Genomic DNA, 23,332 nt, shown 5'->3' on the forward strand with positions numbered 1-23,332 from the left:
GAGAATCTATGACCCCGATTGCAGTAACCTTGTTGACCGGTTTTCTCGGCGCCGGCAAAACCACCCTCTTACGCCATATCCTCAATGAGCAACACGGCTACAAAATTGCCGTTATCGAAAATGAATTCGGCGAAGTGTCTGTTGATGATCAACTGATTGGCGATCGCGCCACGCAAATAAAAACCCTGACCAATGGATGTATCTGCTGTAGCCGATCCAATGAGCTGGAAGATGCGCTGCTGGATCTGCTCGACAGCCTCGATCGTGGCGATATCGCCTTTGATCGGCTGGTAATTGAGTGCACCGGCATGGCCGATCCGGGGCCGATCATTCAAACCTTTTTCGCTCATGAGATCCTTTGCCAGCGCTATCTGCTGGATGGCGTCATTGCGCTGGTCGATGCGGTACATGCCGATGAGCAGATGAATCAGTTCACGCTGGCACAGTCACAAGTGGGTTATGCCGACCGTATTCTGCTGACCAAAACGGATGTCGCAGGCGAGTGTGAAAAACTGCGCGAACGCTTAAGCCGCATCAACGCCCGCGCCCCGATTTATACCGTGACGCATGGCGATATCGAGCTGGCGCAACTGTTTAATACCAATGGTTTTATGCTGGAAGAGAACGTGGTGGCGGCAAAACCGCGCTTCCATTTTATCGGCGACAAGCAAAACGACATCAACTCAATAGTGGTCGAGCTGGATTACCCGGTGGATATCAGCGACGTCTCCCGCGTAATGGAAAACCTGTTACTGAGCTTTGCCGAAAAATTGCTGCGCTATAAAGGCATGTTATGGATCGACGGCGAGCCAAACCGCTTACTGTTCCAGGGCGTACAGCGCCTTTACAGCGCAGACTGGGATCGCCCGTGGGGCGACGAAGCGCCGCACAGCACGCTGGTATTTATTGGCGTACAGCTTCCGGAAGACGAGATCAGAGCAGCATTTGCAGGTTTGAAGAAATAACGCCTGCGGCTTCCCCCTCCGGCGAGGGGGAAGAAAGATTAAACATTACTGGCGTACCACCACCAGCTTCTGATTCACAAACTCTTTGATACCTAAATCAGACAGCTCGCGACCAAACCCGGAGCGTTTCACCCCGCCGAATGGTAACTCTGCAGCGGTATCCGTCAGCCAGTTGATATAGACCATGCCGGTTTCAATGCGTGACGCCATCTGTTTGGCACGCTGAATGTTGCGGCTGAAGATGGCTCCGCCAAGGCCATAGTGTGAATCGTTAGCCAGGCGTACCGCTTCTTCATCATTATTCACCACATAAATTTGCGCCACCGGGCCAAAGAACTCGTCAAAATAGGCAGGGTTGTCGCGTGTAATGTGCGTCAAAATGGTGGGTTCGAAGAAGTTGCCTTCGCTGTTCGCTGGTTTGCCGCCGAAGTGCAGTTTTGCCCCGTTTTGTACCGCTTCACTCACCTGTTTGCTCAATGTATTGAGCGCCTCTTTCGAGGAGAGCGGACCAAGTGTGGTGCTTTCATCCAGCGGGTCGCCCATTTTCACCTGCTGGAAAGCCTCGGTGAACTTACGCAGGAACTGATCGGCAATATCCTGATGAATAATAAAGCGTTTCGCGGCGGTACAGACCTGCCCGGCGTTCGCCAGACGCGCTTGCACACCAGTCTCAACCGCTTTTTCCAGATCCGCATCGTCCAGCACGATAAATACATCGTTACCGCCAAGCTCCAGCGTCGATTTCTTGATGTGTTTCGCCGCCTGAGCCGCCACCGCGCTACCGGCTTTTTCCGATCCGGTCAACGCTGCACCTTGCACACGCGGATCGGCAATGATTGCCGAAACCTGATCGGACGAGATAAACAGGTTCGTCCACGCACCTTCCGGTGCGCCCGCTTCGCGCACCAGCTGCGCAAAGGTTTCTGCGCACTGCGGCACGATGCTGGCATGTTTACAGATAACCGGGTTACCGGCAGCAAGATTTGGTGCCAATACACGCATCAACTGATAGTAAGGGAAGTTCCACGGTTCCACCGCCATGATCACGCCGATCGGATGATGCTCCACCCACGCCTCTCCCAGCGCCGTTTCATACTTAACGGGCGCCAGGAATTGTTTCGCGTTATCCGCGTAGTAACGGGCTATCTGCGCGCAAATCTTCACTTCGCTGCGACTCTGCTCAATTAACTTGCCCATCTCCCGGCTGGCGATTTTCGCCAGGTCTTCCTGCTGGTTTTCCAACAGATCGGCAAGTTTATGCAGTATCGGCAACCGCTGTTCAATATTTCCCCTGGACCAGGACGAGTGATACAGCGCATCGGCCTGACGTAACGCCACTTCGATATCGGCGTCGCTATGATTGGGATACTCTTTAATGAGCTGGTTGTTAAAAGGATTCACTGTCTGGTAAGCCATATTTGTCTCCTTATTTACCGCTTAGGGTAATAAGGGTAGTAAAAACGACCGGGCCTGAAAGTAAAGTTGGGTATATACAGACGTTTCTGATACAGAAAATAAAAAGTAAATAGTGCTTTTATAAATGGCACTAACATTAAAGCTGCAGAAACATTAGTTATAATAAAAAATGAACATCCTCAATTTATTTTTTCGGACTTCATTGCATTACTTTTCAGTCTATTTACATGTGGATTTTGACTTTATTTCCTGGTGTTTGGTACCTGTTTTGAGTGTGAATGCGTTGGCGCACATCCGCACCGCTAATCACAATCTCTATTGACAAGGAATAGTGGTCATGACTGTTTTGCAGTCTCTATGGTTTATGTTAAATCAGCCCTCCTTTAAAAAAAAATAAATTTAACAGTTAGTTAAGTGACAACTCATCCAAAAAAACATTGTAATCTCCGGCAATTCGTTTAGTGGGTGACTGGCTGGAGAAAGCGGGTTTTAAAATCGATGCGAAGGTAGGTATTAAGGTTACGAACGGCTGTATTACTATCGCCGCAAAATAATTCCCCCGGAGCATCTAATCGGGGCCCTGATTATATTGAGCAATATTATTCAAACAATCCAGTATCAGTGCCGATATCGGTAAATACCGCGACTCTCTATCTTTATTGATGCAATAAATTAAAAAAAATAACTACCACCGAAATGTTTTTCACGACTAACCAGCAAAAACACTCCACGCATCTGTTCTATGCTTTAAAAAGAGCCATTAACAGGAGGGAACATGAGCATTCGCGGCATCGATCATATTGGTATCACCGTCCCGGATATTGAAGAGGCGACCCGTTTTCTGATTGACGCGCTGGGCGCGCAGCTGATTTATCAATCCGTCGCGCCAGAAGATAAGAATCTTGATAACGAGGCGCAGCAAAAAACGTTACGCCTGGTGCCGGGTACGACGATCACATCCATACGCATGCTCAAACTTCAGCATGGCCCCGGCATCGAACTCTTCGAAATGCACGGGCCAGACCAGCGCGAGCCGCTGCGGGCCAGCGATTTTGGTCTACAACATTTTGCGGTCTACAGCGATAATATCGACGCTGCGCTGCAACGCTTTAATACAGCGGGCGGCGAGGTATTTACCACGCCGCAGCCGCTAGGTTTTCCCATGGAGGAAGGTGCAGGCAATTGTTTTTGCTATGGCCGTACGCCCTGGGGCAGCATCGTCGAGTTTATTACCTGGCCCACGCCGATGCCCTATGAACAGGAGACCACGCTGCGCCGCTGGAAGCCATAAAATCAGCCCAGCACATCCTGCACGCAGGCTTTAAACACTTTTACACCGAGCGCCAGCGCGTCGCGGTCAAAGTGCATCTCCGGGTGATGCAGACCCGGCATCAGGTTGGCACCGAGCCCCCAGAAACCGCCTTTCACCTGTGGGCGCAGGCGCAGGTAGTGGAAAAAGTCTTCGCTGCCAGGTGTGGATTTTGGCGCGGTCAGCCCCGCATCGCCAAACACGCTGCGAATCGCGCGGGAAACCACCTCAGTTGCCTCGTCATCAATGATCGCCGCAGGCATCTCTTTCAGAATGCGGATCTCAGCCCGTGCGCCGTATGCCGCCGCACTGCTTTCAATCGCGCGCAATACCTGCGGTTTTAGCGCAGCCATGGCGTCGTTTTCCGCCGCACGCAAATCCCAGCACACCAGTGCTTTATCAGGAATTGAGTTGGTCACCCCGGCGTCACAGAGAAAGCGCGTCGCTTTCGCGCTCCAGGTGAGCGATGGCGCAAGATGAATGCCGTTTACCGCCTGCACTGCGTGGGCGGCCGCGTCCAGCGCGTTCACACCTAAGTGGGGCCGCGCCGCATGTGCCGCTTTGCCGTGGAATACTACTTCCACCGTGGCAGACGCTGAGTAATACATGGCTGGCACCGCCTGGCCCATCGGGCACTCTTCCAGCGGACGCAGGTGGAAACCAAGCAGCATGTCGACATCGTCCAGCACGCCAGCCTCCGTCAGCGCAATCGCCCCGGTACCCAGTTCCTCCGCGGGCTGGAAGATGAACTTCAGCTTGCCTTTTTTTACTACTCCTTCGGCGATCACTTCCTGCGCGGTGGTCAACACCACCGTGGAGTGCCCATCGTGCCCACAGGTGTGGCGCGCGACATGCTCACCGTCAATGATATGCCCGAGCGCATCCATATCGGCGCGCAGCGCCAGCACTGGCCCCGGTTTACCGCTGTCCAGCACCGCGACAATGCCGGTCGTGTTATTGACCTGGCGCGTGACCTGATAGCCCGCCGCCTCCAGTACCCCGGCGATATAAGCGGAGGTTTTATACTCTTCGAACCCGAGTTCCGGGATCTGATGCAGGTAATTAAAATGCTCAAGTGTGCGTGACACGTCTTACTCCTTGGTACTCAGGCAATAACGCGCATAATCAGCATGGCGATTACGGCATTGAGAATGCTGACCGCCATCAGTAACGGCCAGTACTTCTTCGGCACATCGGCAACGCCCAACAGGCGGCCCATATACTGTAGCTGCGAACCCATTAAAAAGATGGCGGGCGCGAGAATGGTGATTTGCCCCATATCAAGCTGGCCTTTGCTCAGCAGGCTCACCGCCACGCCGGTTCCCGCAGAAGACGAAAGCCAGGCGGTGAGCAACACGGTAATCGCTTCCCCCGGCAGGCCGAACAGCCCCATTAACGGCGCGCAAAGATGGCCAATAATCTGCATCACGCCGAGTAAATTGAGCATTTCGGCGATTACGTAGGCCATTAATACATTCGGCATCAGATTATTAATGGCGATATTAAAACCTTTACGCGCACCAATAACGAAAATATCGAACGGATTACCAGAGACTTTTGCGGAATTATTCATTGTCGAAATCTCGCTTATAAACAGTATTTAATGCCAGACGAACCACGGCTGCGCCCACGAATTTAAGGACAAACATTAAAACCAGCGGAACAATAATCGGGATGGTTAATGACGCGAACATCGCTGAGCCAATCGAAAAATAGTTATTGATTAAGCCCGCGCCGGAATATTGCCACGCCCCCATAATCACCACGTCTTTACGGGTAATTTTATCGCTGTCGTATAACTCTTTGGTTAAAGCCGCCCCGGCATCGGTACTTTGCAGGTCGGTAATCAGCGCCAGCCCCGTATAACCCGGAATACCCAGCAGCGGTTTAAGCAAGGGGGTCAGCAATTTATGCGCCGCGCGGATCGCGCCGTAATGGGTAAAAATCTCCAGCAACCCCAGCGCCAGCATGACCGTTGGCACCAGCGACAGCGCAAACAGGAAACCGGCCTTCGCGCTGATGCCGCCACTGCCGATAAAGGTGTTGGTTTCCGGTGTCTTCATCGTGCCGAACGTGCCGCCCAGCGTGGTGAAGTCAAACGCGCCCAGCCACGCCATCCCCTCGACTTTGAAAAAGAAGCCGGAAAAAACCAGCAGAACAATCACTAACGAAATCCAGGCGCCAGGCCCGACCTTCCACTCTTCCGCGTGCTCTTTCGCGGGTTGCTCCAGCGTTTTCGATTCACTCATAACATCTCTCTTTGAAATAATCAGATGACAATGACTTATTACTAAGCAGGATCCGTGCCTGAATAGCCAGACGCTAAAATAAAAACCTTTTATCGCGAATTATTACGCAACAAAAAACCTTCCCGTGAAATACCGAGAATTAAAAGCAAAGTAACTAAAAAATTATTTAATTAAGCATTAAGAACATCCTAATAAAATAATTTCTCACCGTTATCGGGCACCCTTTTGGTGCAGAAATGCAGATTCAGTTTTTCATTTTCTTTCACTCACAAAACAGGGCGGTTAATTTGATTATCACTATTCAATCTGGATGATAAATATCCGCTTATTGATGTTATTGTTGCTTTCAGGTCAACAGTTGAGAAGGAATGTGGCGAATGTTCCAGGACAAGCAGGTGGGTTATTTATATGAAGTGGGTAACCAGGGCGGGATCCGTCGCGCGGCAGATATCCTGGGAGTTAACCCGTCCGTGGTCAGCCGCCAGATCGCGCAACTGGAGCGTGCGCTACAACTTCCGTTGCTGGAGCGGCGCGGGCGTAACGTGGTATTAACCGAAGCGGGACGCCTGCTGGCGGAAGACTATTTTGCCAGCCGCCAGCGACGCGAAAAGCTGGAAAGCCAGTTAAAAGATCTGCGCCATATGCGCGGCGGCACCATCTCGGTGCGCATTGGCGGTGGGCTGATCACCGCCTTTATCGAAGGGGTGATGCGTGAATTTGCCAAGTCGTACCCGCAGGTTTTTGTCGATATTGTGGTGGGCAGCATGCAGGAGATGCTCAATGACATCGTCAGCGGCGAAGCGGATATGGCGCTGGCCTTTGGCCCAATCGGTTCGCCGGAACTCAAGCGCCACAGCTTTCAGTGGGGGCCGATTTGCGCCGTGGTCTCGCCACAGCACCCTATCGCGCAGCGGCAAAGCATCACCATTGAAGAGCTGGTCGACTATCCATTAATAGCCCTGACGGAAAATTTCGGCCTGCAACGCCATATGAATGCCATGTTCAAAAGCCAGGGTTTGCAATTTCATCCGGCATATCGTTGTAACCAGTTCTCCACCGCGATGGGGCTAAGCCAGGCGGGGCTGGGCATCTCGTTTATGACCGCTTATGCCGCCGCCGATCCCATTCGCCTTGGTGCGCTGGTCGCTGTACCGCTCGATCATCCTGTCGCCAGTAGCGCTCAGTGCCACCTGTTGCGCAGCTCCGATCGGCGTTTTACGCCAGCCGCCCACCATATGTGGCGGCTATTGCATAATGCCTTTCGCGATAAATAAAGGGGTGTGGTATACCAGAAAGCCGACCAGACGAGGCAAAACATGTCGATGACGCGCGATATACAGCAATCATTTTGCCGCCCGCAGGCATTACCCGGCGTTGAGCTGCGCAGCACCTGGCGTAGCCGGCAAGCCTATAAGCGCCATCGCCATGCTGAGCTTTCAATCGGAGCAATTGTTGAGGGGCAAACCCGCTGCCTCTGCAACGGGCAGGAATACCTGCTCCAGCCGGGCGATCTGATGGTCATTCCACCGCACGCGCCTCACAGTTGTAACCCCTTCGCCGGGCAACCACGCAGCTACCATATGCTCTACCTGCCGCATGAAAACAGCCAGCAGCAGGTCATTCGCGACCCTGTGTTATTCAAGTTGTACATGCGTATCGTGACGTTAATTGAGCGTGACGACTCGCCGCCATTACCCGCCGCACTCGATGCCCTGCTCAGCGCCTTACCTCGCGGTTCGCATCACTGTGCGCCGCTGCGGCCCGTAAGCCAGCAGGTGCTGGCGGCGTTAACCCACGATTTGCAGCAACCGCCCACGCTTGATGCGCTGGCCAGCGCTTTTTCCCTGCGCAAAGAGACGCTCATCCGCACCTTCAGGCAGGACACCGGCCTGACGCCGGGCAGCTTTTTGAATATCGCGCGCGTTGAGTTTGCCAAAAGCCGCCTGCGCGCGGGCGATCCCCTGGCGGATGTCGGCTACCAGAGCGGATTTGCCGATCAGAGCCATTTCCACCGAACCTTTGTGAACTACACCGCTGCCACACCGCGCCAGTACGCGTTTGGCCGATCAATATCCGACAATAAATAGCGCCGACGCGCCGCTAAGGTGAACTTCATTTTTTTGTGGAGGTCACTATGGCGTTGTTTCCCACCGCGTTTCCGGCACTGGCGCTGGCGCACTTTGTCGCCCTGCTTAGCCCCGGCCCGGATTTCTTTCTGTTAATGGGGTTTGCGATCCGCTATCGCCTGCGCGGCAGCGCCGGGCTGTGCGCGGGCATCGCCGCAGGTAATGCGTTTTATATCCTGATAGTGATTATCGGGGCGAGCGCGCTGCGCCAGTTCACGGTGCTCTTTAGCGCCATTGAACTGCTGGGCGCGATCTATTTGCTGTGGATTGGCTGGCACCTGCTGCACAGCCGCGCGCAGACGCTTAGCGTCAATGAAACCCGTCAGCCGTGCCCGAGCCTGCGGAAACAGTTTTTACTCGGGCTTGGCTCCGCACTGCTCAATCCCAAAAACGCGCTGTTTTACCTTGCGCTGATGACCGCCCTGCTCGGCCCGGACGTCACGCTGCTCCAGCAGTCGGTGAGCGGCGTGTGGATGGTGATGGTCGTATTAGTGTGGGATCTGGCCGTGGTATCGCTGATTGGCCAGCCCGCCGTGCAAAAGCGGCTGAGGCAAAGTGTGTGGTGGATAGAGCGCGTCGCAGGCGCGGTGTTAATGGTGTTCGGGATGTCGATTTTGTGGAGCATGCTGCGTAATCTGCTTAGGATTTAACCTTTTGCAAGAACCCGGCGTTGGGTTATATGCTTAAACCATGAATAAATTCGCAGAACTTAAGCGCGCCAAGCGTCTGGCGCTGTCGTTGTTGCTGGTTGCGGCCGCGACGTTTATCACCACACTGTTCCTGCCGCCCAACTTCTGGGTAAGCGGGGTGAAAGCCATTGCCGAAGCGGCGATGGTCGGCGCGCTGGCGGACTGGTTCGCGGTGGTCGCGCTGTTTCACCGCGTGCCGTTCCCGTTTATTGCCCGCCATACGGCGATTATCCCGCGTAATAAAGAGCGGATCGGCGACAATCTCGGCCAGTTCGTCCAGGAAAAGTTTCTTGATACCCAATCGCTTGTCGCGTTAATTCATCGCCACCAGCCTGCGCAGATGATTGGCGTCTGGTTCAGCCAGCCCGAAAACGCCCAGCGCGTGGGCGTGCATCTGTTGCAGGTGATGAGCGGCTTTCTGGAGATGGCTGACGACAGCCGCATCCAGCGTCTGTTACGCCGCGCGGTGCACAAAGCCATCGACAAAGTGGATCTCACCGAAACCAGCGCGCTGCTACTGGAAAGCCTGACCCGCAATAATCGTCACCAGAAATTGCTGGATACCGTCATTGCGCAATTGATCGCCCTGCTGCAACGGCAAAGTAGCCGCGATTTTATTGCCCGCCAGATTGTGCGCTGGCTGAAAACCGATCACCCGATGAAAGCGAAGATCCTGCCTACTGAATGGCTGGGCGAGCAGAGTGCCGACTGGGTTTCCGAGGCGGTCAATTCGCTGCTTGATGATGTCAATGCCGACAGCACGCATCAGATCCGCCAGGCTTTCGATCGCGCGACGATGAAGCTGATCGCCAGTCTGAAAAGCGATCCGGAAATGGCCGAGCGCGCAGAAAACATCAAAGAGTATTTGAAAAACGATGAGACGTTTAACCACTATGTCGGCGAAATGTGGGCGGATCTGCGTAACTGGATGAAAGCGGATATGCAGTCTGACGATTCGCGTATGCAAAAACGCATCACCGACGCGGGCCTGTGGTTCGGCGAAACGCTGCTGGCGGATGGCGCGCTGCGCGCCTCGTTAAATGAACATCTGGAACAAGCCGCGCACCGCGTGGCGCCGGAGTTCGCCGCGTTTCTCACCCGCCATATCAGCGACACGGTGAAAAGCTGGGACGCGCGGGATATGTCGCAGCAAATCGAGCTGAATATCGGCAAAGATCTGCAATTTATCCGCATCAACGGCACGCTCGTCGGCGGAACGATCGGCCTTATTCTCTATTTACTGTCGCAGTTGCCCGCGCTGCTGCACGTTAGCGCTTTCTAATTTGCCAGGAGAAACGATGGCCGACATTACCCTCACCACCAGCGAACGCGAGCAGTTACGCAAAAAATTGCAGACCTACTGTGAGCAGAATTTTGAGCTGGAACTGGAGCAGTTTGACGCCGAGTTCTTTATCGACTTCATTGCCGAACAGATTGGCCCTGCTTTTTATAACGCAGGCATCGACGAAGCGATTCGCACACACGCGCTCTACAGCGAGCGTATTCAGGAAGAGATGGATCTCAAAAAAATAATCTGACCTTGCTGAAAAGAGTTTTTCCCCTTTTCATCCGCCGGAGATCAATATCTCCACACTTTTTGCATGCCTATAATGCGGCCTCTTTTCAAACTCTCCCGTGTTACGGGGAAGGAAAATCATGTCGCTTATCACCGCCCTGCCAGATGTTTTTGAACAGTTTTCTGAAGCCCGCCAGAAAGGTTTTCTCACCGTGATGGATCTCAAAGAGCAAGGGATCCCGCTGGTTGGCACCTACTGCACCTTTATGCCACAAGAGATTGCCATGGCCGCCGGCGCGGTAGTGGTTTCCCTCTGTTCCACCAATGATGAAACCATTGAAGAGGCGGAAAAAGACCTGCCGCGCAACCTCTGTCCGCTGATCAAAAGCAGCTACGGCTTTGGCAAAACCGACAAATGCCCCTACTTCTACTTTTCCGATCTGGTGGTGGGTGAAACCACCTGCGACGGCAAAAAGAAAATGTATGAATACATGGCGGAATTCAAAGCCGTCCATGTCATGCAGTTGCCGAACAGCGCAGCAGACGCCGCTTCCCGCGCGTTGTGGAAAGCCGAGATCCTGCGCTTACAGCAGGCGATTGAGCAACGTTTTGGTCAGCCGATTAGCGAAGCAGCGCTGCGCGAGGCTATCGCGCTGAAAAACCGCGAGCGCCAGGCGCTGGCGAATTTCTACCGCGTCGGGCAGCTCAATCCACCAGCGATCAGCGGCGCGGATATTCTGAAAGTGGTGTATGGCGCGACCTTCCGCTTTGATAAATCGGCGCTGATCGATGAACTGAACACCACAGCGGCGCGGATCCGCGAGGAGTGGCAAGCAGGTAAACGGCTGGATCCTCGCCCGCGTATTTTAATCACCGGTTGCCCGATTGGCGGCGCGGCGGAAAAAGTGGTGCGCGCCATTGAAGAGAACGGCGGCTGGGTGGTGGGCTACGAAAACTGTACCGGCGCAAAAGCCACCGAGCGCTGCGTCGAGGAGAGCGGCGATGTTTACGACGCGCTGACCGACAAATATCTGGCAATCGGCTGCTCCTGTATCTCCCCTAATGATGAGCGCCTGAAACTGCTCAGCCAGATGGTCGACGAATACCAGGCCGATGGCGTTATCGATGTGATTTTGCAGGCCTGCCATACCTACGCGGTGGAGTCGCTGGCGATCAAACGCCATGTCCGCCAGCAGCACAACATTCCCTATATGGCCATTGAAACGGATTATTCGACAGCGGATATCGGGCAGCTCAGCACCCGCGTCGCCGCGTTTATCGAGATGTTATAAGGAGCGGGCGTGACGTTTACCGTTGGTATTGATTCCGGCTCGACCACCACCAAAGGCATTTTGCTCCAGGGCGAGACGATTGTGCGGCGCTTCCTGTGCCCGACCTCGTTTCGCCCGGCGACATCAATTGTCGAGGCATGGGAAACCCTGTGCGAAGGGCTGGGTGAAAAACCCTTTCTGACGCTGACCGGTTACGGGCGGCAACTGGTCGATTTCGCCGATAAACAGGTTACCGAAATCTCCTGCCACGGCCTCGGCGCACGTTTGTTGCTCGCGCAAACACGTACGGTGATCGACATCGGCGGGCAGGACAGCAAAGTGATCGCGCTGGATGAACAGGGCAATCTCACCGATTTTCTGATGAATGACAAATGCGCCGCCGGAACCGGGCGTTTTCTGGACGTTATCTCGCGCACGCTGGGTACGCAGGTGGAGCACCTGGAAGCCATCACCGACGGCGTGGAGCCGCATCCGCTAACCAGCATGTGTACGGTGTTTGCCGAATCCGAAGTGATCAGCCTGCGTTCGGCAGGTATCGCACCGGAAGCGATTCTCGCCGGGGTGATCAACGCCATGGCGCGCCGCAGTGCGCATTTCATCTCGCGGCTTTCCACGCAAGGGCCATTGCTGTTTACCGGTGGCGTCAGCCACTGCGCCACTTTCCGCCGCATGCTGGCCGGGCATCTGGCCAGCGATGTTTTTACGCATAACGACGCCCAGTACGCGGGCGCGCTGGGCGCGGCGTTAATCGGCCAGCGGCAGAGGAAACGCTAATGGCGGAATACCTATTGCTGTTCCACACCACACCCGGCGTGCTGCAAACGCGCAAAGCGATGCAGTCGGCGGGGATCGCTTTTCGCGTGCAGGATATTCCGCGCCAGCTAAAAGGTGGCTGCGGATTATGCATCCGTTTTCACAGCGAAGCGGATGTGGTCAATCAGTGGCTGATACCCAATGTCACCGAGGCGGTTTACCGCTGTGACGGTGACGAATTCACGCGAGTGGGATAACGAGCGGGCGCTGCAGACGACCTGTAAAACCGAGTCTGCACAGTGCCTTAGGCCCGATAACCACCGCATTTTTGGGCGCATTCCCGCTTACTGTTCCTCAATCACAAACCGTGTGGCGTCGAAGCGATTCAGGATCAGGTGTACCAGATAGATCATCGTTAGCGTCGCCAGCAGCGCCACCGTCACGGAAACGATGCGATAGAGATCGCTGAACACTAAATCCGTGTCCGGGTGCAAGTTCTGCCCAAACATGATGCCGATAGTAGTTACACTGGCAAAACCGACGCCCGCGCCAACTTTCTCCATCACATGCAGCCGCGCGCTGAACGCCAGCCCGAGGCCAATCAACGGCATCATCAGCAGCATATGGCTACTGTGGTTGTAGAGGATCAACTGCATCAGCAGGATATAGAGACAGGCGAGCACCACACCGACCACGCGCCACACAGAACTCATTACCGCGCCGCGATAATGCATCGGGAACAGGATCAAGATCCCGGCCATCAGCGCGGATAACGAATCGCTGAGATCGCTCAGTTGAAAAACCACAAAGATCATCGTCGCCACAGTGCCGGAGAGCAGCGATTCGTGGCGCACGCGCGCGGCGTTTTTCTCGATCATCGGCGGACGGGTGCGCGGCTCGACATCCGGGATCAAATAGTTCATCAGCGCACTCAGCGCCACCGCCATGATGCTGGCTTCAATATTGGAAAACAGCAGTGTGTGCCAGTCGCTTGAGGGGTAGCTCATAAAGTTGAGCATCGTACTCTGACAAACCACGCCCGCCGAGCCAAACAGAAACAGCGCACCTTTGCTCATAAAGCGAAAACGCATCACGTACAGCGCAAACACCACCAGTGTCATGATCACCGGCCAACGTGACAAATAGCCGATGATAAACACCATTTCGATACAATTAATCACTGCGCTGAAGATGAACTGTTTCGCCACATGCCGATTAAATACGGGCACCAGTGACAGCAACATCACCGGATAGACGACATAAAACACACCGTACTGGGTGTTATAAAAACTCGATACGCTGAGCGCTATCATCCCGGCAAAAACGATGCGCAGCGTCTGGCGAAAGTCATTCGCCGTGTAAACGATATTGCCGTGGGGCGTGAAAACCCGCGCCAGCGTATTAATAGACATAGTGCAACAGGCTCACGAGATGGATTTGCAGGCCCGAGAAGAAGCGCGCAAACACCCCTTCGCTGTTATACAACTGCACCGTGGCGCGCGCACCGGTCGGGAGTTCTTTTGGCAACGGTTCATCCAGTGCGACGTGGATGCGCATACGCTGTGCGTCACGCACCCAGCGGTTAGAGGTTTGCGGCTCTGAAAGCTCGCCGTTCACCGCCTGTTGTCCGGCCAGTACCCCGGCATCGCTGCTGGTGACATGCGCTTTGAATACATGGCCCGGCAGCGCATCAAACACCACCGCCGCATCGGTGCCAACGCGCGTATGACGCAGGCTCTTCTCACGAAAATCCGCCACGATATCGGTTTTATCATGCACCAGTGCCAGTGCGGCATTTCCGGTCGCGGCATAAAATCCGGGGCTTAATTGCAGGTTACTTACGGTGCCATCGGCTTCGGCGCGAACCTGCGTCCAGCCCTGATTCAGTTGTGCCTGTTGCAGGGCATTGCGGTATTTTTGCAGCGTCACGTTGCGGGCGTCATCGCGATCGCCGCGTTGAATATTCAGTGCATTAATCGAGGCATTCAGATTGTTCACCGACTGAACGCTGCTCTGCCAGGTGGTGCGCACTTTATCAAGGTCAGACTGCGAAACATTGTGAGTAGCACTCAGGTTCTGATAGCGCTCAAAGGTCATCCGATCGTTTTGCGCGGTAAGCTGCGCCGTCTTCAGGCTGGCCTGCGCGGCAACGATTTGCGCATCCAGTTGTTGATTGGTGAGCTTTGCTTGGACCAGCGCGATTTGCGCGGCTTCCACCTGGTTGTTAAACGGCGTGGCATCCAGTTCGAACAGCAGATCGCCCTTCTTCACCTGGCTGTTATTTTGTACATACACTTGCGCGACATAACCGGAAACGCGGGCGGAAACCGGCGTGACCACGCGCATCACGGTGGAGTCCGGGGTCAGCGGGATCCAGATATCGGCAACGATAAAATAGACAAACATCAGCAGGAAAGAGGCAATACTCACCCTTACCCAGCGGGCAAACTTTTGTTCTGGCGTCATGATTTTCTTATTCGGTTTGGTTGTCTTCTTCGCGCATCGTACGCAAATTACAGGCGATTTGATTCAATGTGTCGCTAAAGGCGAGCAGCTCTGCTGGCGGAATATTTTCCGCAGCCCGCAACTGGCAGGCTTCGATCACTTGCGTGATTTTACCCAGCATATGCGTCCCCCCGGCGGTGAGCGCCAGCAGGCGAATGCGCTTGTCGTACGGCGATGTCGTACGCACAATCAGCCCCTGTTTTTCCAGCTGTGTCAGCGTGCGCATCAGCGGCGGCAGCTCAATGCCCTGCACTTCCGCCAGTTCGCTGACGGAGACGTTATCCCCTAACTGGTGAAGCTGCATCAGTACCGTCCAGCCCGACTGTGTGATGCCCGTGTCGCTCAATGCGTGATCGATAGTGGCACGCCACTGACGCACAACCATCGCCATGCGCATACCCAGCGGTCGGCGGGCGAACAGTTCATCTTTAGTCATCGCGATCCCCTCGTTTCACAGGCGGGGTACGATAATAGTTATCAGGGTAAGTATCAAGAAACGAGGATGGCAAAGAGCATAGATTGCGAAAGCCTAATCAAAAAACACCATCCCCTTGTACGGTTTCTCACGGCACGCCTTCAACCGCCGGGCAAGGTTGCCGACATGTGCTTCGAGCTTGTGCCCGTCGGGGTCGAGGAAATACCAGGAGTCTCCTTCGCTTTTGTTCACTTTCCAGCTCACCACGCCAGCCTGCTCAAGGCGGGTGACAAAGCGGGCGAAATCGCGCTCATCAACGCTGAACGCATAATGGGTGTAGTCACTTTGTGTTGGCGGTACATACTGACGCTGCGCGTCAACAGATAAGCAAAGCCACAACTCGTCACAGGTGAGATAAGCGCCATTATCCCAGCGCGCATGGAGTTTCAGACCAAGAAGTTGATGATAAAAATCGACGCTGCGGGCAAGGTCGCTAACCGCCAGGGTCAGGTGGTTAAGGCTGTTTAACATGCTTTGCACTCCGGCCTGAAAAAGAAAAACGCTGCACCTGGCAAAAATGCTGAATGCAGCGTTTATCGGGCTGCGAATTACTTCGCCTCTTTCACTTCCGAAACGAATTCCGGCAGATCCCATGTGCCGCCCGCACGCACATAGCGGCACATGCCGGAGGTGGATTCGCTGCTCTTGCGGAAGGTTTCACCGTCCCAGACCCACTCTGCCGAAGCCCAGCAGTCGCCAATGCCGCGACCACGCTGGCCCAACGAGATCACGCCATCGCTGTAGTCAGACGCGGAGTTAGTTATAAATTGCGGCGTTCCCTTCAGCGCTTTATCCACCACCCAGTAGCCATAACCTTCGTTGTACGCCCCGCGCCAGCAAAGAGTGGAGATCAGCACCTGTTTGCCATCCAGCGGTGTCAGGGTAATGTCGTTATCACCGTCGATAACCGGTTCCTGCGGGGAGACAAGGCGGTCACACTCGTTACCGCTGGTGAGTGCCGCCAGCAAACGCGGTTTCAGCGCTGCGGTTTCGGCTTTGGTGAGCGTGCGATCTTCGCCGCCTTTCACTTCCACCGCCTGGATCACCGGTGCAGCAACCGCAGGCGTCACCGAACTCTCCGCTTTATCGCCCTTTTTACTCAGCGCGCCAGGTGTGCCCACGCGCCCTTGTACGTCATCAAATTTCAGCAACACGGCGTATGCGCCGTCGCCGGAGAGCACAAACGGTTTCGCGCCGCCTTTGAATTCAACTTTACCGCTACCTTTCACGGCATCGATCATGCTGCGCGCCTGCGCATCAGATAAACGCCAGCTATCGTTATCCTCGGTAGCGATCTCGCCCTGTGATTTACCATCGATCCACAGGCTGAGCGCTGCCTGTTGCGTGGTTTCATCGGCGTCCATTTCTGCCAGCACCACATCAACGGTCACCGGCGTGTCAGGACCGGCTTTTCGCGTAATCAACACCGAACCGCTTGACTCTTCTTCCGCGCTGTAACCTGCGGCACGGCAGGTCAGAGTGTTATCGCACACCACTTCCCAGTCTTTATGGTCAAACGAGACGCCGCTTTGCTCCGCCAGCACGGGCGCACTTAGCGTTGCTGTCATCACCAGCGCCGCTTTGATACTGCTTTTCATGCCATCACTCCGTAATGAGAAATGCGCACAGTGTGCAGAAATTATGTGTCAGGGAGAAGTGTATTTTGGCGGGCGTGAAGAGAAAAAAGGCGAGAAAAAATTCTCGCCTCAAGGTCGCTAACAAACTTAATCCAGATTCAGTTCGCCGTAGGATTTCACCACGCGAGAAACGATTCCGTAATCAATGGCTTCTTTGGTGTTCATCCAGTAGTTACGGTCGGTATCCTGCTTCACTTTGTCTACCGGCTGGCCGGTCGCTTCAGCGATCATGCGGTTAACGCGCTCCAGCGTGCGGATGATCTCTTTCGCTTCGATTTCAATGTCGCTTGCCTGACCGCGAACGCCGCCCAGCGGTTGATGGATCATAAAGCGGGTGTTCGGCAGCGAATAACGGTGCTCTTTTTTCGCCGCCAGCAGGATGGTGATCCCGGCGCTTGCCACCCAACCGGTGCCGATGATGTGCACTTCCGGGGTGATGAATTTAATCATGTCATGAATGGTATCTGCCGCTTCAACATGACCGCCCTGGCTGTTGAGATAGATCTTAATCGGCGCATCGCTGATACCCTGCAACAGCAGTAACTGAGTGACTACTTTTTCTGTCAGCGCCTGGTTGATCTCGCCAGAGATAATGATCGAGCGGGCATCCAGCAGTTTTTGCTGCATCAGCTGCGAGACGTTACCAGTCTCTTTCTCTTTTTTCTCGTCGTCTTCGTTCATAAAGTGCATGCGCTTTCTCCCCTTCAGGTTGTGGAGCTAAGCATAGCCCAACGCCGGTTGGGCGGAAATAACAAGATGTTATCTCCGCGCGTTATCGCGCTTATCACAGTTCACTGCGGCGTAACCCCAAGTCTTTTAGCTGCTCGTCGCTTAATGCGCGCAGCAGCCGCCGCGTTTTTACGCGCTCACGCAGCCGTTGCAGTTTGCGCCAGAGTAAAACAAACCCTAAAAACGGGCGGTTGGGTCGATTTTCAAAAAATTCCATGATGCTCTCCTCGCCTGAAAAGAGCTCTATCTTCGCCGTTCTCGCCCATTACAATACAGATTCAGAAATCACTTTTCTTTAACATACAGATCGCTTAAAACAAGGTCTGAATCGCGAATTTCACCCAAATCTGTACTGGTTCTTAAATCTGTATGGTGAATTTTAAGGATACAGCATGACACGCTACCAACATCTGGCCACGCTGCTGGCAGAACGCATTGAACAGGGATTGTATCGTCACGGCGAAAAACTGCCGTCAGTGCGCAGCCTGAGTCAGGAGCACGGCGTGAGTATCAGCACCGTGCAGCAGGCTTACCAGGTGCTGGAAAGCCTGCAACTGATAACGCCTCAGCCGCGTTCCGGCTACTTTGTGGCGCCACGGAAGGCAAAACCGCCGGTGCCCGCGATGTCGCGCCCGGTACAACGGCCGGTGGAAGTCACGCAGTGGGATGAAGTGCTGACGCTGCTCGACGCGCGCACCGATAAAGCGATTGCTGCGTTTGGCGGCGGCGCACCGGATATCACCCAGCTCACGCTTAAACCGCTGTGGCGCGAGATGAGCCGTATCGCCCAGCACCAGGTGATGGAGGCGTTAAGCTACGACACGCTGCCGGGTCGCCTTGAACTGCGTGAACAAATCGCCCGGCTGATGCTGGACGGCGGCGCATCGGTCAGCGCCGACGATATTGTCATCGCCAGCGGTTGCCATCCGGCGCTGGCGCTCGCCTTGCTGGCGGTGTGTCAGCCGGGGGATATTGTCGCCGTTGAATCCCCCTCGTATTACGGCACGATGCAGTTGCTGCGTGGTTTGGATATTAAAGCTATTGAAATTCCGACCGACCCCGAAACCGGCATCAGCGTGGAAGCCCTGGAGCTGGCGCTGGAACAGTGGCCCATTAAGGGCGTGATTCTGGTGCCGAACTGCAATAACCCGCTCGGCTTTATCATGCCGGACGCGCGGAAAAAGGCCGTGCTGGCGCTGGCGCAGCGCCACGACATCGTGATTTTTGAAGACGATATTTACGGCGAGCTGGCAGCCGAATACCCGCGTCCCAGCACGATAAAATCCTATGATATTGATGGCCGCGTGCTGCTGTGCAGCTCTATCACCAAAACCGTGGCGCCGGGACTGCGCGTCGGCTGGATTGCGCCAGGGCGTTATCTGGATCGGGTGCTGCATAAAAAATATGCCGCCATCGGCACCAATGTGCCGGGAACACAACTGGCGGTTGCGGCGTTTATTCGCGACGGTCATTACCATCGGCATGTGCGGCGTATGCGCCAGGTTTATCAGCAGCAACTGGAAACTTACACCTGCTGGGTGCGCCAGTATTTTCCCTGCGGTATCTGCGTGACACGCCCGCAAGGCGGTTATTTACTGTGGGTCGAGTTGCCGGAAACCGTCGATATGGTCTGTGTTTCCCGCGCGCTGTGCCGCCTGAAAATCCAGATTGCGCCCGGCTCGTTATTTTCCGCGTCTGGCAAGTACCGTAACTGCCTGCGTCTGAATTGCGCCCTGCCGCTGACCGACGCCAATCGCGAGGTGATCAAACAGTTGGGCGAGGCAATTCATAACGCGCTGGAGGCGTGAATTCAGAGCACGCGTTTGCCTGTCAGGATACGGCGTGCGCCGAGGTAGTGATCCTGCCAGTAGTCATCAAGAAAATGGCTGATACGGATATTCAACCCGCGGCGCGGCGCTTCGATAAAGCGGTTATGCCCCAGATAGACACCGACATGATCGACCGGACCGCGTAATTTGCTGCGAAAGAATAGCAAATCGCCCTGGCGCAAGTTCGCGGTTTTTACCCGCATTAAGCGCTTGTCATGGAACATGGCTTTGGTGGTGCGGGGTAATTTATTACTCAGCACTTTGTTGTAGGCATAGAACACCAGCCCACTACAGTCGAAACCGCGCGCTGGCGAGACGCCGCCATAGACATAAGGTTTACCCAACTGTTTTTTAAGGTGCTGCACAACCTTGTCAACTTTAGACTTACGCGTCGCCGCCAGTGTCTCTTCATGGGTGATCTTGCGCTGTTCGGCAAGCATTGTTGGCCCCTGTGTACGGCTAACCGGTTTAGACTGCGCGCAACCTGTCAGGAACACAGAAAGCAAAATAAGAAAAAAAAGCCCCAAAAACCCGCGGAGCACGCTCTGCCTGGGGGCAACGATGGATGATACAGTTAAATATTTCACAATATTAATACTAATAAAAACAAAGGGTTAAAATCTTAAATACATTTTTCATTCCTTAGCGGAAGGAGAAACGTACTTATTCGTCAAAAAACGCCCGTAACTTTTGCACTATTACTTTATTAAGCTGACAAATACGGGCTTCTGTCAGTCCAAGCATTGAGGCAATCTCTTTCAGACTTAATTCATGGTGGTAATACAACCCCAGAATCGTCTGTTCACGCCGGGTCAGGCTTGCTATCGCGCTTTTTAGTGCACGGCTATTCACGACTTCCGCTTCAAGCGGGCGGCTTTCCAGCGCGTGGGAATGGAGATCGTTATCCAGGCTCTCCAGCTCACTGGCGGAGTCGAGTAATAAATAGTGCTGATACTCCTCTGGTGTAATAGAAAGCCGTTCGCTTAATTCATTAAAATTCGGCACATAGCCAAGTTCACGCGCCAGCTCACGAATGGCGTCGTTGAGCTTGTACATCTTTTGGCGCAGCCGCCGTGGACGCCAGTCCTGCTGGCGTAGCTCGTCAAGAATTGCCCCACGAATGCGCTGGATGGCGTAACCGGCAAATTGCGCATCAGGTTGTCCATAACGACGCAATGAAAAGAGCAACCCCGTCAGGGCGACTTGCCGCATATCGTCTTTATCCATGACGCTGCTGGTCTGCCAGGCGAATTGTTTCACCACTTTATGCACCAGCGGCAAATAATCGCGGACATAGCGCGCTTCATCGGGAAACGTTACCGTTTCAGAGGAAATTACACTCATCATTATTAAATGGCGCAGACTAGATTTATTACATAAAAACAGACGGATGCTGCTTTTGCATTCTTTAGGCTGACGTTTCTCATTAGTTCAATGGGTAAAAAGATTAATTAAATAAACAACAATAAATTAACATCACATAATCACAATAAGCGGGACTGCACGGCTTCCCACCTTAACTGGTGTAAAAAGATACATCACATCCCCTATTCTTAATTCCCCGAAAAGCGGCAATTAATGAATTTGCGTGTAATTCATCTATCGCACAGTAGTATTATTAATATCTCATATGGAATGATTACTGGGGCCAGAAGATTTGCTCACGCGCCTTCACGTTAATTAATTCTCAATTACAGTACATAACCTTAATAATCACTTGTTCCATGATGGAGCTACTTGAAATTCGTTATGAAAAAACATTGTTGTGCCATTAACAATTGGATAATTGATTTGCCTTCCGGCTCAATTATTCATTTAGTCACCGGAGAACATAAGCGGCTGGGCGCGTATCAGCTCAAACTGCTGGATCTGTTGCAACAGAACCCGGGTAAGGTTTTTACACGGGAAGAGCTGACCAACCAGGTCTGGGAGGGGCGGGTTATCGGTAATAACAGCCTGCCAAACGCAATTCACGCCCTGCGCGCGGCGCTGGAAGATGACGGCAAACAGCAACGCATTATTCGCACCGTGCCTAAACGGGGCTATGTACTGGATGCAGAATATTGCCAGCAGGTTGAAAGCCCACAAGAAGATATTTCATTAAATAATGAGAAATCTCTCACAGAAGTGAGCACCGCCAATACGCAGCCGCTCTCTTCTGACGTGGTTTATGAAATGCCTGAGCAATCAACACGCTATCCCCGGGGAGCCTTCGTATCGCTATTGCTGGTGGCAGTACTTTTTATCGCCTTTATCGGTTATTTGACAATCGATCGCGGTCAGACGATGAAAGCTGAAGAACTGGCAAAAAACGCGTATAGCAATATTCGTCTGTATACGCTTGTTGAACCCGGCGAGCGTCTGCAGGATCAAGCCACAGTCTACAACCGGCTCAAAGACACCTATCACCTTTTAAATGAGCAGATAAAAAAGAAATCCATCAACCTGAGCATCTATTCACGAAGTAATAACCAAACGCTGAACTTTACCCTGCGCTTACACAGCACCTGTGGGCAGAATATTCTGGCGATGCAGATCTACCAGTGGCGGGCCAATTTAGCTTCGCTTAATGAATTGATACTTGAAGAAACGCGGAGAAAACTCGATGAAATGGTGCCTTGCAAGACCGCATAAGTACGGCGTAATGCTGTTGCTCACGACGCTGATTGTCGCTGCCTGTGGCTATTTTTGGCATCGTTCGCAGCCGGCATTAAAACCGGGCAGCAACATAACGCAGCAATTCGGTTTTTACGATTTGCCGCAGCAGCAAAAAGAGCTCTATGACGTCCAGTTGTCCACCGTTGGAGAGACGATCGTAAGCCATGTCAGCAGTCCGAATAACCCTCAGTTCAGGCTCAAAGGGAGTTTCGTGCAGAAAAAACAGGCGGGTGAGAAACGCTTTTTTACCTACACACCTGTTCATTTCGTCCCCTCTCCGGACACCCCGTTGCTTGCCAGCAACATTGATTTACTGATGCATTCGCAAGTGCGTATGCAGCAACTTTGGCCAGATGGCGTGCCGCTGGTCACTATGCAAAACGGAATGATCTTTCTCTACCCGCTGGACGACAAGTAGGGAACGGCTTAGGGCTGTTATCACGCCAGCTTACCAGACCAGGATTCACCGCCAGCCAGCAATGTTTTCCCATTAGTAATGGCCAAATATCATTAAGGCTGGCGGCATGCTCTATCGCACGATGGTAAGCATTTAATAACACAGGGTAATAGCTGGCGTTAACCGCATAGGCTGCAGCGCTCACGGCGTGATGTACACGAGCGATACCAGGTAGCGTCAGCAACGGCGATGAATGCTGGTAATGCCCCCCCAACAGCAACGCATGCCAGTCCAGTCGATTAAGGCTCGCAAAGATACGATTCGCCTGCGCGAACACCCTTTCATCCTGCACCAGTTGAAAGCCGGCATCGAACAGCAGGACATTGTTCCACCCTTGCCGTTGCGCTTCGCTCAATACCATGCACTGTGTCTGTAATTCAGCCAGTCTGCCATCCCTGCCCGACGCTCTGGCAACGGGCCAGAGTTGTTCCGCGCTTATACCTGCCTGGCTTAACGCTGCACATTGCGCACCGAGCAATGCCTTATCCTGCGCATTAAAGAGCACCGCTACCTTTGCAAAACTGCGCCACTGTAAATTGCAACGCAACGACAGTTGCGGGCTCTGCCAGAGAGGGAAATTAGCGGCGTAATTCACTTTATGCATAGCATCATCCTTGCAGATAACAGGCGTCATAATGGTATTTGTGACTGACCACAGATTGATAAAGCCGGAGGGTCTTTTAACGCAGACAGGTTGAAAAGTCCCATCAATCAATGACATTAAATA

General features: G+C 53.7%; 28 protein-coding genes. 14 read left to right on the forward strand and 14 right to left on the reverse strand.

Features of this window, described 5'->3' with window-relative positions; genetic code table 11:
• Positions 1 to 8 precede the first annotated feature (8 nt).
• Entirely contained in the window at positions 9 to 965 is a 957-nt protein-coding gene (gene yjiA / locus O3S68_RS19850) for a GTPase (protein ID WP_269232281.1), read from the forward strand.
• Between the two features lie 45 nt (positions 966 to 1,010).
• Here the strand turns inward: yjiA and O3S68_RS19855 are convergent, their stop codons facing one another.
• The gene (locus O3S68_RS19855; RefSeq protein ID WP_269232282.1) at positions 1,011 to 2,381 is read right to left on the reverse strand and encodes an NAD-dependent succinate-semialdehyde dehydrogenase; all 1,371 of its coding nucleotides are present in this window, start codon (positions 2,379 to 2,381) and stop codon (positions 1,011 to 1,013) included.
• A 452-nt stretch (positions 2,382 to 2,833) separates the two neighbouring features.
• Between O3S68_RS19855 and O3S68_RS24320 the strand changes: the two genes are divergently transcribed.
• Complete coding sequence (locus O3S68_RS24320; protein ID WP_160271541.1) at positions 2,834 to 2,935, forward strand: SymE family type I addiction module toxin; 102 nt, start codon at positions 2,834 to 2,836, stop codon at positions 2,933 to 2,935.
• Between the two features lie 221 nt (positions 2,936 to 3,156).
• Complete coding sequence (locus O3S68_RS19860; RefSeq protein WP_269232283.1) at positions 3,157 to 3,672, forward strand: VOC family protein; 516 nt, start codon at positions 3,157 to 3,159, stop codon at positions 3,670 to 3,672.
• Between the two features lie 2 nt (positions 3,673 to 3,674).
• Here O3S68_RS19860 and O3S68_RS19865 read toward each other — a convergent pair whose 3' ends face one another.
• The 3 genes from O3S68_RS19865 to O3S68_RS19875 are packed head-to-tail and all read right to left on the reverse strand — an operon-like array spanning position 3,675 to position 5,939.
• Positions 3,675 to 4,778: a M20 peptidase aminoacylase family protein gene (locus tag O3S68_RS19865; protein ID WP_269232284.1), complete on the reverse strand. Its 1,104-nt coding sequence runs from the start codon at positions 4,776 to 4,778 to the stop codon at positions 3,675 to 3,677.
• Positions 4,779 to 4,795: 17 nt separating this feature from the next.
• Positions 4,796 to 5,263: a YjiG family protein gene (locus tag O3S68_RS19870; protein WP_020456432.1), complete on the reverse strand. Its 468-nt coding sequence runs from the start codon at positions 5,261 to 5,263 to the stop codon at positions 4,796 to 4,798.
• Positions 5,256 to 5,939, reverse strand: coding sequence for a nucleoside recognition domain-containing protein (locus tag O3S68_RS19875; RefSeq protein ID WP_269232285.1), 684 nt, complete (start codon positions 5,937 to 5,939; stop codon positions 5,256 to 5,258). Before O3S68_RS19875 ends, O3S68_RS19870 begins: the two co-directional genes overlap by 8 nt.
• A 377-nt stretch (positions 5,940 to 6,316) precedes the next feature.
• On the opposite strand from O3S68_RS19875, the gene O3S68_RS19880 reads away from it, so the two are divergent.
• The 8 genes from O3S68_RS19880 to O3S68_RS19915 all read left to right on the forward strand — a co-directional run bounded on the left by O3S68_RS19880 (position 6,317) and on the right by O3S68_RS19915 (position 12,572).
• On the forward strand, positions 6,317 to 7,213 hold the full coding sequence (locus O3S68_RS19880; protein WP_020456430.1) for a LysR family transcriptional regulator: 897 nt from the start codon (positions 6,317 to 6,319) through the stop codon (positions 7,211 to 7,213).
• Between the two features lie 42 nt (positions 7,214 to 7,255).
• Positions 7,256 to 8,026, forward strand: coding sequence for a helix-turn-helix transcriptional regulator (locus tag O3S68_RS19885; RefSeq protein WP_269232286.1), 771 nt, complete (start codon positions 7,256 to 7,258; stop codon positions 8,024 to 8,026).
• A 47-nt stretch (positions 8,027 to 8,073) separates the two neighbouring features.
• Positions 8,074 to 8,715: a LysE family translocator gene (locus O3S68_RS19890; RefSeq protein WP_269232287.1), complete on the forward strand. Its 642-nt coding sequence runs from the start codon at positions 8,074 to 8,076 to the stop codon at positions 8,713 to 8,715.
• Between the two features lie 40 nt (positions 8,716 to 8,755).
• Positions 8,756 to 10,036 carry a DUF445 domain-containing protein gene (locus O3S68_RS19895; RefSeq protein ID WP_269232288.1) on the forward strand — a complete coding sequence of 427 codons (1,281 nt, stop codon included), beginning with the start codon at positions 8,756 to 8,758 and terminating at the stop codon, positions 10,034 to 10,036.
• A 16-nt stretch (positions 10,037 to 10,052) separates the two neighbouring features.
• Positions 10,053 to 10,292, forward strand: coding sequence for a DUF2164 domain-containing protein (locus O3S68_RS19900; RefSeq protein ID WP_020456426.1), 240 nt, complete (start codon positions 10,053 to 10,055; stop codon positions 10,290 to 10,292).
• Between the two features lie 118 nt (positions 10,293 to 10,410).
• Positions 10,411 to 11,562 carry a double-cubane-cluster-containing anaerobic reductase gene (locus O3S68_RS19905; protein WP_269232289.1) on the forward strand — a complete coding sequence of 384 codons (1,152 nt, stop codon included), beginning with the start codon at positions 10,411 to 10,413 and terminating at the stop codon, positions 11,560 to 11,562.
• Positions 11,563 to 11,571: 9 nt separating this feature from the next.
• Positions 11,572 to 12,336 (forward strand): putative 2-hydroxyacyl-CoA dehydratase activator YjiL, encoded by a 765-nt coding sequence (gene yjiL / locus O3S68_RS19910; RefSeq protein ID WP_269232290.1) that lies wholly within the window; start codon positions 11,572 to 11,574, stop codon positions 12,334 to 12,336.
• A complete protein-coding gene (locus O3S68_RS19915; protein WP_045510128.1) occupies positions 12,336 to 12,572 on the forward strand; it encodes a DUF3343 domain-containing protein in 237 nt (78 codons plus the stop codon). The genes yjiL and O3S68_RS19915 overlap by 1 nt, the downstream gene beginning before the upstream one ends.
• An 87-nt stretch (positions 12,573 to 12,659) precedes the next feature.
• Here O3S68_RS19915 and O3S68_RS19920 read toward each other — a convergent pair whose 3' ends face one another.
• The 7 genes from O3S68_RS19920 to O3S68_RS19950 all read right to left on the reverse strand — a co-directional run bounded on the left by O3S68_RS19920 (position 12,660) and on the right by O3S68_RS19950 (position 17,878).
• Positions 12,660 to 13,727: a DUF2955 domain-containing protein gene (locus O3S68_RS19920; RefSeq protein ID WP_269232291.1), complete on the reverse strand. Its 1,068-nt coding sequence runs from the start codon at positions 13,725 to 13,727 to the stop codon at positions 12,660 to 12,662.
• Positions 13,717 to 14,784 carry an HlyD family secretion protein gene (locus O3S68_RS19925; protein WP_269232333.1) on the reverse strand — a complete coding sequence of 356 codons (1,068 nt, stop codon included), beginning with the start codon at positions 14,782 to 14,784 and terminating at the stop codon, positions 13,717 to 13,719. Before O3S68_RS19925 ends, O3S68_RS19920 begins: the two co-directional genes overlap by 11 nt.
• Before the next feature lie 4 nt (positions 14,785 to 14,788).
• Positions 14,789 to 15,256, reverse strand: coding sequence for a MarR family transcriptional regulator (locus O3S68_RS19930; RefSeq protein ID WP_269232292.1), 468 nt, complete (start codon positions 15,254 to 15,256; stop codon positions 14,789 to 14,791).
• A gap of 93 nt (positions 15,257 to 15,349) precedes the next feature.
• A complete protein-coding gene (locus tag O3S68_RS19935; protein WP_269232293.1) occupies positions 15,350 to 15,766 on the reverse strand; it encodes a FosA family fosfomycin resistance glutathione transferase in 417 nt (138 codons plus the stop codon).
• Positions 15,767 to 15,843: 77 nt separating this feature from the next.
• On the reverse strand, positions 15,844 to 16,893 hold the full coding sequence (locus O3S68_RS19940; RefSeq protein ID WP_045510137.1) for a DUF1176 domain-containing protein: 1,050 nt from the start codon (positions 16,891 to 16,893) through the stop codon (positions 15,844 to 15,846).
• Positions 16,894 to 17,019: 126 nt separating this feature from the next.
• Positions 17,020 to 17,613, reverse strand: a complete 594-nt coding sequence (locus O3S68_RS19945; RefSeq protein ID WP_370447804.1) for an ATP-dependent Clp protease proteolytic subunit — start codon at positions 17,611 to 17,613, stop codon at positions 17,020 to 17,022.
• Positions 17,614 to 17,716: 103 nt separating this feature from the next.
• The gene (locus O3S68_RS19950; protein ID WP_020456415.1) at positions 17,717 to 17,878 is read right to left on the reverse strand and encodes a DUF1127 domain-containing protein; all 162 of its coding nucleotides are present in this window, start codon (positions 17,876 to 17,878) and stop codon (positions 17,717 to 17,719) included.
• Positions 17,879 to 18,053: 175 nt separating this feature from the next.
• On the opposite strand from O3S68_RS19950, the gene O3S68_RS19955 reads away from it, so the two are divergent.
• The gene (locus O3S68_RS19955; protein ID WP_269232294.1) at positions 18,054 to 19,469 is read left to right on the forward strand and encodes an aminotransferase-like domain-containing protein; all 1,416 of its coding nucleotides are present in this window, start codon (positions 18,054 to 18,056) and stop codon (positions 19,467 to 19,469) included.
• 2 nt (positions 19,470 to 19,471) lie between these two features.
• Here the strand turns inward: O3S68_RS19955 and O3S68_RS19960 are convergent, their stop codons facing one another.
• Both O3S68_RS19960 and O3S68_RS19965 read right to left on the reverse strand, forming a co-directional pair.
• Positions 19,472 to 19,930: a C40 family peptidase gene (locus O3S68_RS19960; protein ID WP_020456413.1), complete on the reverse strand. Its 459-nt coding sequence runs from the start codon at positions 19,928 to 19,930 to the stop codon at positions 19,472 to 19,474.
• Between the two features lie 223 nt (positions 19,931 to 20,153).
• On the reverse strand, positions 20,154 to 20,837 hold the full coding sequence (locus O3S68_RS19965) for a FliA/WhiG family RNA polymerase sigma factor (protein WP_020456412.1): 684 nt from the start codon (positions 20,835 to 20,837) through the stop codon (positions 20,154 to 20,156).
• Between the two features lie 402 nt (positions 20,838 to 21,239).
• On the opposite strand from O3S68_RS19965, the gene O3S68_RS19970 reads away from it, so the two are divergent.
• Both O3S68_RS19970 and O3S68_RS19975 read left to right on the forward strand, forming a co-directional pair.
• On the forward strand, positions 21,240 to 22,124 hold the full coding sequence (locus O3S68_RS19970; RefSeq protein ID WP_269232295.1) for a winged helix-turn-helix domain-containing protein: 885 nt from the start codon (positions 21,240 to 21,242) through the stop codon (positions 22,122 to 22,124).
• Positions 22,096 to 22,566, forward strand: a complete 471-nt coding sequence (locus O3S68_RS19975; RefSeq protein WP_269232296.1) for a hypothetical protein — start codon at positions 22,096 to 22,098, stop codon at positions 22,564 to 22,566. Before O3S68_RS19970 ends, O3S68_RS19975 begins: the two co-directional genes overlap by 29 nt.
• Here O3S68_RS19975 and O3S68_RS19980 read toward each other — a convergent pair.
• Entirely contained in the window at positions 22,520 to 23,209 is a 690-nt protein-coding gene (locus tag O3S68_RS19980; RefSeq protein WP_269232297.1) for a hypothetical protein, read from the reverse strand. The genes O3S68_RS19975 and O3S68_RS19980 overlap by 47 nt on opposite strands.
• Positions 23,210 to 23,332: the final 123 nt, after the last annotated feature.

This window comes from Kosakonia sp. SOY2, from assembly GCF_027109175.1.
In the GTDB taxonomy this organism is placed as follows: Bacteria; Pseudomonadota; Gammaproteobacteria; order Enterobacterales; family Enterobacteriaceae; genus Kosakonia.

Bases quoted from the DNA above. Each gene is read 5' to 3' on its own strand.
- yjiA (WP_269232281.1), top strand. From the start codon at position 9: ATGACCCCGATTGCAGTAACCTTGTTGACCGGTTTTCTCGGCGCCGGC.
- O3S68_RS19855 (WP_269232282.1), bottom strand. From the start codon at position 2,381: ATGGCTTACCAGACAGTGAATCCTTTTAACAACCAGCTCATTAAAGAG.
- O3S68_RS19860 (WP_269232283.1), top strand. From the start codon at position 3,157: ATGAGCATTCGCGGCATCGATCATATTGGTATCACCGTCCCGGATATT.
- O3S68_RS19870 (WP_020456432.1), bottom strand. From the start codon at position 5,263: ATGAATAATTCCGCAAAAGTCTCTGGTAATCCGTTCGATATTTTCGTT.
- O3S68_RS19875 (WP_269232285.1), bottom strand. From the start codon at position 5,939: ATGAGTGAATCGAAAACGCTGGAGCAACCCGCGAAAGAGCACGCGGAA.
- O3S68_RS19880 (WP_020456430.1), top strand. From the start codon at position 6,317: ATGTTCCAGGACAAGCAGGTGGGTTATTTATATGAAGTGGGTAACCAG.
- O3S68_RS19885 (WP_269232286.1), top strand. From the start codon at position 7,256: ATGTCGATGACGCGCGATATACAGCAATCATTTTGCCGCCCGCAGGCA.
- O3S68_RS19890 (WP_269232287.1), top strand. From the start codon at position 8,074: ATGGCGTTGTTTCCCACCGCGTTTCCGGCACTGGCGCTGGCGCACTTT.
- O3S68_RS19895 (WP_269232288.1), top strand. From the start codon at position 8,756: ATGAATAAATTCGCAGAACTTAAGCGCGCCAAGCGTCTGGCGCTGTCG.
- O3S68_RS19900 (WP_020456426.1), top strand. From the start codon at position 10,053: ATGGCCGACATTACCCTCACCACCAGCGAACGCGAGCAGTTACGCAAA.
- O3S68_RS19905 (WP_269232289.1), top strand. From the start codon at position 10,411: ATGTCGCTTATCACCGCCCTGCCAGATGTTTTTGAACAGTTTTCTGAA.
- O3S68_RS19915 (WP_045510128.1), top strand. From the start codon at position 12,336: ATGGCGGAATACCTATTGCTGTTCCACACCACACCCGGCGTGCTGCAA.
- O3S68_RS19920 (WP_269232291.1), bottom strand. From the start codon at position 13,727: ATGTCTATTAATACGCTGGCGCGGGTTTTCACGCCCCACGGCAATATC.
- O3S68_RS19930 (WP_269232292.1), bottom strand. From the start codon at position 15,256: ATGACTAAAGATGAACTGTTCGCCCGCCGACCGCTGGGTATGCGCATG.
- O3S68_RS19935 (WP_269232293.1), bottom strand. From the start codon at position 15,766: ATGTTAAACAGCCTTAACCACCTGACCCTGGCGGTTAGCGACCTTGCC.
- O3S68_RS19940 (WP_045510137.1), bottom strand. From the start codon at position 16,893: ATGAAAAGCAGTATCAAAGCGGCGCTGGTGATGACAGCAACGCTAAGT.
- O3S68_RS19945 (WP_370447804.1), bottom strand. From the start codon at position 17,613: ATGAACGAAGACGACGAGAAAAAAGAGAAAGAGACTGGTAACGTCTCG.
- O3S68_RS19950 (WP_020456415.1), bottom strand. From the start codon at position 17,878: ATGGAATTTTTTGAAAATCGACCCAACCGCCCGTTTTTAGGGTTTGTT.
- O3S68_RS19955 (WP_269232294.1), top strand. From the start codon at position 18,054: ATGACACGCTACCAACATCTGGCCACGCTGCTGGCAGAACGCATTGAA.
- O3S68_RS19960 (WP_020456413.1), bottom strand. From the start codon at position 19,930: ATGCTTGCCGAACAGCGCAAGATCACCCATGAAGAGACACTGGCGGCG.
- O3S68_RS19965 (WP_020456412.1), bottom strand. From the start codon at position 20,837: ATGATGAGTGTAATTTCCTCTGAAACGGTAACGTTTCCCGATGAAGCG.
- O3S68_RS19970 (WP_269232295.1), top strand. From the start codon at position 21,240: ATGAAAAAACATTGTTGTGCCATTAACAATTGGATAATTGATTTGCCT.
- O3S68_RS19975 (WP_269232296.1), top strand. From the start codon at position 22,096: ATGAAATGGTGCCTTGCAAGACCGCATAAGTACGGCGTAATGCTGTTG.
- O3S68_RS19980 (WP_269232297.1), bottom strand. From the start codon at position 23,209: ATGCATAAAGTGAATTACGCCGCTAATTTCCCTCTCTGGCAGAGCCCG.